This is a genomic window from Cryobacterium breve, from assembly GCF_027594785.1.
Taxonomy (GTDB): domain Bacteria; phylum Actinomycetota; class Actinomycetes; order Actinomycetales; family Microbacteriaceae; genus Cryobacterium; species Cryobacterium breve_A.
The window spans coordinates 2,092,278-2,101,586 of sequence record NZ_CP075584.1; the positions used below are offsets into that span (position 1 = coordinate 2,092,278).

Consider the following 9,309-nt stretch of genomic DNA (forward strand, 5'->3'; position numbering starts at 1 on the left):
CTCAGCGCCGCGACGATTGACGACCGCTCGCGGTCAGGAAATCAACGGGATGCTGCCCGACGAGCAGCAGGGTCACCCCGCGTCGAGCGTAGCGGCGAGGGTGGGGCACGAGTACCGCCGTCACCTCGGCGATGGCGGCCTCCAGCCTGGCCAGGTGATCCTCCGTGATGCGTCCGCCCTCGTTGGCGCAGGCTTCGATCTCACCGCACACCCCCGCCAGCGAGCTGGCCCCGATCGTGGCGCTGCTCCCGCGCAGCCGGTGGGCGATGAACGCGGCCTGCACCAGGTTGCCGCGGTCGAGCTCGGCCTGGAGGGCCGCGACGTGGCCGCCGCTTTCGTCGAGGAAGTGTTGCAACAGAACGGCCTTGGTCTCGGCGCCCATCTCGTCGAGGTAGCCGAACAACTCGGGGTCGAGCACCGGGACTTTCTCTGCCGCCAGCTTCGCAGGGACGTCGGCTGCGGGTTCCGGCACTGGACTCGGCACCGGAACCGGAACCGATTCATCTTTCGGCTCGCTGAGGGCACGCACGGGCACGGACGGAACGGACTGACGCGCCGGAACCCTGGTGGTGAGGGCAAGGGCCTCCACGAGTTCCTCGACCCGGATCGGTTTGCTGAGGTACTGGTCCATGCCCGCGTCGGCACAGGCCCGGCGCGCTTCCGCCGTAACACTCGCGGTCAGCGCGATGATCATGGGCTGGCGGATACTGTCGCCCAGTACCCGGATCAACCGCGTGGCTTCGAGCCCGTCCACGATCGGCATGTGCACGTCCATCAGGACGACGTCGAAGTCGCCGAGTTGGACCGCCTGAACGGCTTCCAGACCGTTACTGACGGTGTCCACGCGGTGACCGCCCTTGGCGAGCATCAATTGCGCGACCTTCTGGTTGACGAGGTTGTCCTCCGCGAGGAGGATCCGCAATCCGGAAACGGCGTCCGCGCGCGCGGGCGTTTCGGCACCCACAGCGACCTGGCCGGAGAGCACTTCGATGACGACGCGTTGCAGTTGCGCGCTGCGCACCGGCTTCGTCAGGACCGCGGCGAACGGCGCCTTGCGCGCCTTGCTCAGTGTCGCGCTCATGCTCGTGAGCAGGATCATCGGGGTGTCCTGCCATCCCGGGAGGTCCTGAAGCACCCGCGCGACCGCGGCGCCGTCCATCCCCGGCAGCTGCATGTCGAGGATCGCGATATCGGGAACCGGGCCGTTCCGGGCGTCCGCGATCATCTCAGCGGATGTCGCCGTCACGGTACATGTCATCCCCCACCGGGAGAGCTGACCGGACAGAATCCGACGGTTGGCCTCGTTGTCGTCCACCATCAGGGCGCGGAGACCAGAAAGCGAGATCGTTTCAGTCACGCGACGCTCCGGAGACGGGCTTTCCCGCCAGGCGATGGTGAATGCGAAGGTCGAGCCCACCCCGACCGTGCTCGTCACCTCGATCCGGCCCCCCATGATCTCCACCAGCGCCTGACTGATCGCCAAACCCAGACCCGAACCGCCATACACCCGCGTCGTCGACGCATCCACCTGACTGAACGACTGGAACAACCGCGGCATCCGATCCTCCGGAATCCCGATCCCGGTATCCGACACCAGGAACCTGAGCGCCACCACCCCAGATTCCCCCGACCCACCGGGCACCACCTGCGTCGCCGGCTCGATCCGCACCATGATCGTGCCCGACTCCGTGAACTTCACCGCATTACCCACCAGATTCACCAGAACCTGCCGCAACCGCGTCACATCCCCGCTCACCCACGACGGACACCCATCCGCAAAATCACACAACAACGTCAAACCCTTTTTATCGGCCGCGACCGCCAACAAACCCACCGAATCCTCCACCGCCGAAATCAAATCGAACGGACGATCCTCCAACTCCAACCCACCCGACTCGATCTTCGAAAAATCCAGGATGTCATTGATCAAATCCAGCAACAGATCCCCACTGCGCCGCACCGTCTCCACATAATCCCGCTGCACCGCATCCAACCGGGTATCCAGCAACAACCCCGTCATCCCGATCACCGCATTCATCGGCGTGCGAATCTCATGACTCATCGTCGCCAAAAACGCCGACTTCGCCGTCGTCGCCGCCAACGCCGCATCCCGCGCCAACCCCAGACTCACATTCAACTCCACCTGCCGCACCCGCAACCGATCCGCATCCCGCACCGCAAGCACCAGTCGCACCGCACCGACCAACAGGGTGCAGAACGCGACGAAGACGGCAAGCGAGGCGAGCGGCACGAACTCATTCACGACGATCACGCCGAGTGCGCAGATGCTGAAGATCGCCGGCGCGGCAAGCGCGAGCGTTGCACTCGCCCGGTCGGGCAGGGCCGAAACGCCCGGGCTCCACGCGGCGACGCCGAGCAGGACGCCGACAACGGGCCACGCAACGTCGACGAGTCCGCCCCGGATATAGGTGCCGTTTGCGACGCCGGCCACGAGGAAGGTGTTGGCCAGTGCGAAGCCCAGGAAGGCGGTGACCAGCAGGAGCCATGCCCGGCTCGGGCGCCGACCGTAGACGGTCAGGGCGCACACCAGCAGGGCGACGAGAATCAGCGGCGAGACCGGATAAGCCAGGCCCAGGATGTCGTCCACGACGATGTCCGAGACCGGTCTGAACAGGAGCGCCGCCGCAACGGCCACGAGGCCGAGCCCGGCGATGACACCGTCCAGCCAGACGGTCGCCGACGTCGGGTTGAGCCGTCGCCGCATGAGGACGAGCAGGAACGACACCGCGAGCACCAGGAAGAGGGCGAAGAAAATGATGGCCGCCAGCGAAGCCCCATGGGGAACCCGCGGCGGGAAAAGAATCGACTCGGCCGTGTCTGCCGCGGCGATGCACAGCATCGCCGCGCCGAGCAACGCCCAGGCGAGTCGTTCGGCCTTCACCAGGACGGCCCGGGTGAACACCAGCCCCGCCACCGCGAATTCGAGCCCGAGGTAGTACGCGTAGTCGACCCAGACCGGACGTTCGGCCGCGACGCTGGTCACCGTGGCCCAGGCGTACGCGGCGACCCCCAGACTCACCACGACGAAGGCTACGAACACGGGACGAGGCATCACGATCGCGCGGTTCGGCGACGAGGGCGTCTGGTCGAGGTCGGGGCGGTCAGGTCCCACGTCTGGGGCCTCTCTTCTTGGTCGAACGAGGAAACGGGTAGGGATGTGCACATTCCGGATCGACCAGATTTGCATACAATTCCCCCTGAGGATACGTCATACTGTGTCTGCACGGTACCCCCGAAGACACCGCGCGAACACAGGAGTAAGTCACGTGGTGCACTGCCCGGTTTCACCTCGAGATGTGCTCGGTTCCGAGCTCGTAGGGCAGGCAATTGAATGCAACACGGCCGTCGGCGAGCGCCGTTGCGGTTTTCACGATCCACAGGGGGTACGCATGAACCCATACGCACTGACGCCGGCGGGTCTGGTTCCGCCCCGATGAGCGGGGCATTGCGGGTCGGTGTCGTCACGGCCTTTCCCCCGGGCCGTAACAGCCTGAACGAGTTCGGCTTCCACCTCGTCAAACACCTCGCCCGGCAGGCCGAGGTCGGCGAGGTTCTGCTGTACGCCGACGTGACGGATGCCGGCACTCCGGCCCCGCTCGACGGCGTGACGGTGTACCCAAGCTGGACTTTCAACAGCGTGGCGAACATCGTGAGACTCACCCGGACGATCCGACGCACGCGCCCGGACGCCGTGCTGTTCAACCTCCAGTTCGCCACGTTCGGGGACAAGCGCATCCCCGGAGCGCTCGGGCTGCTGATCCCCGCCCTGCTGCGATTCTCCCGGGTGCCGACCGTCGTCGTACTGCACAACCTCGCGGACAACGTCGACATGCAGGATGCCGGCTTCGCGGGCTCCGCGACGACGGCGCGCCTGATGAAATTCGCGGGACGCATCCTCACCCGCGCCCTGCTTCGCGCGGACCTGGTGGCGCTGACCATCCCGCGCTACGTCGAATACCTGCAGGAGAGCTACGGCGCGACGAACGCCCTCCTCGCACCGCACGGAAGCTTCGAGGAAGTCGCGCTCCCCTCTTTCGGCGTACCGGCCGGACGCCGGCGCATCCTCGCCTTCGGCAAATGGGGCACATACAAGACCGTCGACGTGCTCGTCGAGGCATACCAGGAGCTCCTCGAGCGCGGGTACGGAGACCTCGAACTCGTACTCGCGGGCACGGACAGCCCGAATTCCGCCGGCTACATGCAGTCGGTCGCTGAACGCTTCTCCGACCTGCCTGACCTCGTCTTCACGGGCTATGTCGCCGAGGAGGAGGTGGCGCCGCTGTTCTCCTCGGCGACCGTCGTCGCCTTCCCCTACACGTCCACGACCGGGAGTTCGGGTGTGCTGCACCAGGCCGGCGAGTATGGCCGCGCCGCCGTGCTGCCCCGCATCGGCGACCTGGTCGACATCATCGAAGAAGAGGGCTTCCTCGGCGTCTACTTCGAACCGGGTGACGCGACCAGTCTCGCCGACGCTCTCGCTGAGGTGCTCGACCACCCCGAACAGCGAGTGTCGCTCGGCCGTCGCAACTTCGCGGCCGCTTCGGGCATCCCGATGTCCGAGGTCGTGCACTGGCACCTGATCCACATCCAGCGCCTGATCGACAGGCGGGCCAAGCGGTGACGGCGGAATCTTCCTCCGCGCGCCCCTCCCTGGTGGGTGGCGGAACCGCTCTTGCAGTGGCCATGATCGTGGCCAACGCCGGGAACTACGTGCTCAACCTGTTCCTCGGCCGGGTGCTGACCCCAGCAGAGTTCTCGGATGCCAACCTGATGGTGACGCTCATGCTCACCATCACCTCGATCGCGCTGTGCCTGCAGCTCGTGGCGGCCCGCTTCGTCGGAATCTATGATGAATCCGGCGAGCCGGCCCGTTCCGACCGGCTCGCACGAACCCTGCGCGGCTATGCGCTCGGTGCCGGGATCGTGACCGGGTTGGTCCTCGCGGGAGGCAGTGCGCTCTGGTCGCAGGTATTCCACACCGCCTCATTCTGGCCATTCGTCATCCTCGGCGCCGGGATGCCGTTCTACCTCGTGCAGTCCGTCGGCCGGGGTGTCATGCAGGGTCGGCTGCGCTTCCCCGGCCTCGCCACGTCCTTCGTGGTGGAGATGGTTGTGCGTCTCGGCTGTGGCGTGGCCCTCGTCGCTCTCGGCTTCGGCGTCAACGGTGCGACCATCGGCCTGTCGGCGTCGTTCGTCGCCACCTGGCTCGCCGTGAAGATGCTTGCCAGGACCGGACCAGGACGGACCGGAGCCGCACCCGACCTGGTCACGGTGCGCGGCTACGCGGTCCTGGTGTCGGTGCTCCTGCTCGGTCAGATCATCGCCAACAACAGCGACGTCCTGGTCGCAAAGGCGTTCTTTTCCCCCGATGCCGCAGGGATTTATGCCGCGATAGCCCTCGTCGGCCGGGCCGTGTTCTTCCTGGCGTGGTCGGTCGCGACCGTCGTGTTCCCTGTCGTGGCGCGCCGACACGCGAGCGGCGGTGACACCGGGTCCCTGCTGACCGGCGGCATCGCGGCCGTCGCCGGCATCGGTGCGGCGTGCACGTTCGGCGCGCTGCTGCTGGGCGGCCCCGTGCTGGGCTTCATCCTCGGCCCGGCCTATGGCGACCTTTCTGCGCCCCTCGCCGCATACGCGGGAATGACGACCCTCTTCGCCATCGCGAACCTCGTGGCCAGCCATGAGCTGTCCCAGGGACGCAACACCCAGTCCTGGCTCTTGCTCGGCGCTTCTCTCCTGCAGCTCGTGTTGCTGCTCGTCTGGCACGAGTCGACCGCGCAACTGATCACCGTGCAATTCGTGGCGATGGCGCTCCTGCTCGGCGTGATGGTCGCCCGCAACGTTCTCGCCAGATCTTCCACCCATATTTCCACCGAAGAAGGGCTGCCCAGATGAGCGCGGAAACCGGCACCTACCAGGCATACCGCAAGTGGGTCACCGAGAAGTCGACGGTGCCGCCACGCGTCTCCGTCGTCATCCCGGCATACAACGAGGAGTGGCGGATCCTGCCGACCGTCGGCGCGATCGCCACCCACATGTGTTCCCGCGGCGAGCCCTGGGAACTGATCATCGCCGATGACGGCTCAACGGACACGACAGTCTCCCTCCTCCAGGACCTGCGCTTTCCGAACATGACCGTGCTCGTCGCCGCCAAGAACACGGGCAAGGGTGACGCAGTCCGCCGGGGAATGCTTGCGGCCCGCGGCGAATTCATCCTGTTCGCGGATGCGGACCAGTCGACGCCGATCGAGCAATTCGACAACCTGATGGAGAAGATCGATGCCGGCTACGACGTCGTCGTCGGCTCCCGGGCGGCCGCAGGCGCCGCAGTGAGCGGCAAGAGTGCCTTGCGCAAGGTCCTGAGCAAGGGCCTGCACGTGATGGTCTCGGTCGGGTTCGGCATCGAGATCGCCGACACGCAGTGCGGCTTCAAGCTCTTCACCGCTCCGGCGGCCCGGGCTCTGTTCAACCTCCAGGTCGTCGACGGCTTCTCCTTCGATCTGGAAGTGATCTACCTCGCTGGACGCCTCGGGCTGAGCACGGCCGAAGTCCCCGTCGAATGGATCGACGCTCCCGGCTCCACGGTCGACGCCGCCAAGGTGAGCCTGCAGTTCGTTGCAGACCTCGTCAAGATCAAGGTCCACGACCTGCGCGGCGGGTATACCGTCACCGGCCATTCGCCCGTCTCGCGCGCCTCTTCCCCCGCATCCGTCGCATCGATCAAATAGGAAACCACGATGAGAATACGCACCGAATCCGGAATCGGCCACACGACCGTCAGCCTTGCCGGTCGTTTCGACGCCCACGAGACCGGCGACTTCCGCAATGTCGTCGACCTCCTGATCGGCCCGGCGAACGCAACCCTGCGACTCGACCTCTCGAACGTCGTGTTCGTCGACTCGAGCGCCCTCGCCGAGTTGTTGCGCTCGCAGAAAGCGGCCAAGGCCGTCGGCGGCGAAGTCATTCTCGTGAACGTCTCAGACCCGGTCCGCATCATTCTCGAACTGACCGAACTCCAGCAGGTGTTCACCCTGGAGTCCCGGACGGACACGACCACGCCCACATCATGACGCCGGCTTCCCCCGAAACCCACCTGATCGAGAGCGACCTCGCCGACGCCGCTCTCGAACGCTTGCTGGTGACGGCCGGGGTCAGCGAAATTCACCGGCCACCCGGTTCCGACTGGACTGTCTCCGGGAACGCAGGCTCCCCAGGCCATCGACGCCGCCAACGCCATTCGCCATGCGATCCACGGGATCTACTCCGCCCAGGACGATGTCACGGAAGCCCTGATCACAAGTCAGGATCACCTGATTGCCCTTCGGGCTCTCACCCAGGTGAACCTGAGCACCCTCGGCATGTCCGAGGCGCTTCACGACCTGCTCGACCAGGCCAGGGTGCTGACAGCGTCTGACCTCGTCGTGATGGTCGATGATCGCCTGGTGCACACCACGGGAGGTCCGCCCTCGGACTCGGACGAGCTCACGGAGGTCATCCGCGAGGCGACCACGAGTACGGACGATCTGGAGCCGAGACTCGTCGGACAGGGGAAGGCTGTGATCGCTCCCCTGAACGACCAGAGCGGCGGCATCCGCGCGCTCGCCTTCGTCAGAACGAACGGACCGGTGTACACCACAGGCGACCTGCGCCTGGTCAAGGCGGCTGTTGCCGCCGCCGACATGCGGTTCACTCTCACGCGGCTGCATCTCCTCGAGATCAAGCGCGCCACTTTCGAGCGCGAGCACCAGGTCGCATCAAGCCTCGCGCAGGCAGTCTTCTCCCAGCCGGCGCCGACCCTGGCGGGAGTCGAGGTGTTCGCCCACACGGAACCGGCGAGCCTTGCCGGCGGGGACTTCTTCGCCTTCGCGGTCGTCGGGGATGTGCTGTGGTTCACCGTGGGCGACGTCGCAGGAAAGGGCCTCCCCGCGGCAATGGTGATGACACGGGCCGTCAGCGCCGCCCGGGTGGCCTTCCTCACCCACGACGCCGACGATCCCGCGGGGGCGATGCGCGCGATGGGCATCGAACTCTACGACTATCTCGAAGACGTCGGCCTGTTCATCACCGTCGCCCTGGGCGCATACCGGCCCAGCACGGGCGCCCTCCACGTATGCAATGCCGGCCATTCCCCGGTGATGCTCGTGCTGGGCGGCATCACCCAGCTCATTCCGGCGTCGATGCCACCGCTCGGTGTGTTACCCGAGCCGCGAGGTCGGACGGTGCGCTTCGACCTGCGGCCGAATGACGCCCTGGTACTCGGTTCCGACGGACTCGCCGAACAGGAGAATGCCCACGGCGTCATGCTCGGCTACGACCGTCTGACCGAACTCTGCGTGGAGCTCCCGCAGGAGTCCGCCGAACGGCTCGGACACCATATTCTGGATGCCGTGAAAAAGCACGCAGATGGAACCCCGCCCTCCGATGACCGCACCCTTGTCATCCTCCGGGCAGTGGAGGGTGTCTCATGACCGCGTCATCCACTCCGGTCGACCTTGTCATCGAGGGCACCACCGCGATGGTCCGCAAAATCGGTCCGTGGCTGCACGACGTGCTCGACGATCTCCCCGACCACGAGGCCGGCGCGATCGCCCCACGTCTGGAACTTGCTGTGCACGAGGTCGCGATGAACATCATCGATCACGCCGGATTGCCGGTTACCGCGGAGATCCGGTTCAGCGCCGAAATCACCGATTCCGTCGTCGAGATCCGTGTGACCGATCCCGGGCGGCCGTTCGACCCGACCGGGGTCCGGATCCCGGTCGCCGGGGTCCCCCAGGAACGCGGCTACGGCCTGATGCTCGTCCGCAAACTCGTCAACGACCTCGGCTACCACCGGTTGGACACCGGCAACCGCTGGACCCTCCGTGTCAACCGCACCCCGCCGGCCGACCACTCGGAAATGAGCAGCAGCCATGAATAATCCAGACACCTTCCGCGCGTCCCCTCGCAGTGACCTCACCGTCGGCGTCGCGACGCCGGCCAGCGGACTCGCCGTCGTGACGCTCGTCGGTCGACTCGACGCCGTTGCAGCGCCCGACCTGCGCGCCAGGCTCGACCAGTCGGACGTCGCCGGATGTCCCCAGGTCGTGTTCGACCTCGCTGCCGTCGATTTCGTGGACAGCGCCGGCCTCGCCGTGCTGGTCTGGCAGCGGCGCACCTGCCGGTCCCGCGCCGGTGACGTCGTGCTCGTGCGCCCGGACTCCGACCATGCGATGCGGGTATTCCGGCTGACCCAGTTCGACCAGATCTTCCGGATGCTGCCGCAGCAGCAAGACATTTGAGGCCGCA

At 66.4% G+C, this 9,309-nt stretch carries 8 protein-coding genes; 7 read left to right on the plus strand and 1 reads right to left on the minus strand.

Annotated elements, in window-relative coordinates:
• Position 1: 1 nt before the first annotated feature.
• Positions 2-3,133 (minus strand): hybrid sensor histidine kinase/response regulator, encoded by a 3,132-nt coding sequence (locus KIV56_RS10235; protein ID WP_281533365.1) that lies wholly within the window; start codon positions 3,131-3,133, stop codon positions 2-4.
• Positions 3,134-3,454: 321 nt separating this feature from the next.
• On the opposite strand from KIV56_RS10235, the gene KIV56_RS10240 reads away from it, so the two are divergent.
• The 7 genes from KIV56_RS10240 (at position 3,455) to KIV56_RS10270 (ending at position 9,302) form a co-directional block, all read left to right on the plus strand.
• Positions 3,455-4,642 carry a glycosyltransferase gene (locus KIV56_RS10240; protein WP_281533366.1) on the plus strand — a complete coding sequence of 396 codons (1,188 nt, stop codon included), beginning with the start codon at positions 3,455-3,457 and terminating at the stop codon, positions 4,640-4,642.
• 62 nt (positions 4,643-4,704) lie between these two features.
• Positions 4,705-5,916 (plus strand): oligosaccharide flippase family protein, encoded by a 1,212-nt coding sequence (locus tag KIV56_RS10245; RefSeq protein ID WP_281536123.1) that lies wholly within the window; start codon positions 4,705-4,707, stop codon positions 5,914-5,916.
• Entirely contained in the window at positions 5,913-6,749 is an 837-nt protein-coding gene (locus tag KIV56_RS10250) for a dolichyl-phosphate beta-glucosyltransferase (RefSeq protein ID WP_281533367.1), read from the plus strand. The genes KIV56_RS10245 and KIV56_RS10250 overlap by 4 nt, the downstream gene beginning before the upstream one ends.
• 9 nt (positions 6,750-6,758) lie before the next feature.
• Entirely contained in the window at positions 6,759-7,091 is a 333-nt protein-coding gene (locus tag KIV56_RS10255; RefSeq protein WP_281533368.1) for an STAS domain-containing protein, read from the plus strand.
• Between the two features lie 267 nt (positions 7,092-7,358).
• Complete coding sequence (locus tag KIV56_RS10260; protein ID WP_281533369.1) at positions 7,359-8,489, plus strand: PP2C family protein-serine/threonine phosphatase; 1,131 nt, start codon at positions 7,359-7,361, stop codon at positions 8,487-8,489.
• Positions 8,486-8,941, plus strand: a complete 456-nt coding sequence (locus KIV56_RS10265; protein ID WP_281533370.1) for an ATP-binding protein — start codon at positions 8,486-8,488, stop codon at positions 8,939-8,941. Before KIV56_RS10260 ends, KIV56_RS10265 begins: the two co-directional genes overlap by 4 nt.
• The gene (locus KIV56_RS10270; protein WP_281533371.1) at positions 8,934-9,302 is read left to right on the plus strand and encodes an STAS domain-containing protein; all 369 of its coding nucleotides are present in this window, start codon (positions 8,934-8,936) and stop codon (positions 9,300-9,302) included. The genes KIV56_RS10265 and KIV56_RS10270 overlap by 8 nt, the downstream gene beginning before the upstream one ends.
• Positions 9,303-9,309: the final 7 nt, after the last annotated feature.

Coding starts and splice junctions, on each gene's coding strand:
- KIV56_RS10240 (WP_281533366.1), top strand. CDS start 3,455: ATGAGCGGGGCATTGCGGGTCGGTGTCGTCACGGCCTTTCCCCCGGGC.
- KIV56_RS10245 (WP_281536123.1), top strand. CDS start 4,705: ATGATCGTGGCCAACGCCGGGAACTACGTGCTCAACCTGTTCCTCGGC.
- KIV56_RS10250 (WP_281533367.1), top strand. CDS start 5,913: ATGAGCGCGGAAACCGGCACCTACCAGGCATACCGCAAGTGGGTCACC.
- KIV56_RS10255 (WP_281533368.1), top strand. CDS start 6,759: ATGAGAATACGCACCGAATCCGGAATCGGCCACACGACCGTCAGCCTT.
- KIV56_RS10265 (WP_281533370.1), top strand. CDS start 8,486: ATGACCGCGTCATCCACTCCGGTCGACCTTGTCATCGAGGGCACCACC.
- KIV56_RS10270 (WP_281533371.1), top strand. CDS start 8,934: ATGAATAATCCAGACACCTTCCGCGCGTCCCCTCGCAGTGACCTCACC.